This window comes from Xenorhabdus griffiniae (genome assembly GCF_001028135.1).
Taxonomy (GTDB): domain Bacteria; phylum Pseudomonadota; class Gammaproteobacteria; order Enterobacterales; family Enterobacteriaceae; genus Xenorhabdus; species Xenorhabdus bakwenae.
The window spans coordinates 1-701 of the sequence record NZ_LDNM01000189.1 but is presented as its reverse complement, the minus strand read 5'-3'; the positions used below and the strand labels follow the sequence as shown (position 1 = coordinate 701).

Below are 701 nucleotides of genomic sequence, written 5' to 3'. Positions count from 1 at the left end.
GGGTGCTGTGTCTGGCTCAGGTGTCTGGCGCTCTAGAGCCACCATATCCGCCGCCTCCTGCATTGGCACGGCACGCTCAATCAGCAGAGCAAAGGCGGTTTCGGGTTCCGCCATCTGACACAGATACTCATTGGCATCCCTGCCCGGTGGGAACACCACGCGCAGCGGTGTGATCCCTTTGGCAACCAGTGCCGACGCCAGTTTCACCGCCGCCTCATTGCCTGCGGTATCGTTATCAAAGGCGATCAGCACCTGCTTAATGTTGTGCTGTTCAAAGACCTGCCAGTGGTCAGCGGTCACACCATGTACACCATAGGCCGCCGTGACATGGCGCTGCCCCGTCACCCAGAACGACATCGCATCAATGAGCGATTCACACAGGATAAGCGTCCTGGACGCACCCAGTGCGGCTTCATTCCAGACGCCGTGATGGGCCCCCGGCAGGTACAGATGACGGATAACCGACGCCCGCAGATCATCACTGATCATGCGCCCGTACAGTTCGTGGATTTGCCCCTGTGTACCCATCACCGGCACAACCAGCGAACCGCGCAGATGCTCCCGCCCGTTCTCCCGCAGCACACCGACTGCTTGCAGACGGCGGCGGATCTCTGCTCCGGCCTTGTATTTACTGGGCGGCAGGCGGTAAGCAAGCGTTCGGTTGGCAAAGCCCAGCTTAAAATGGCTGACCAGCTCAGGAT

General features: G+C 60.1%; 1 protein-coding gene. It reads right to left on the bottom strand.

Annotated elements, in window-relative coordinates; genetic code table 11:
- Positions 1-701: toprim domain-containing protein (locus tag AAY47_RS19600; RefSeq protein ID WP_047772058.1), on the bottom strand; the 701-nt coding region annotated here is incomplete at both ends.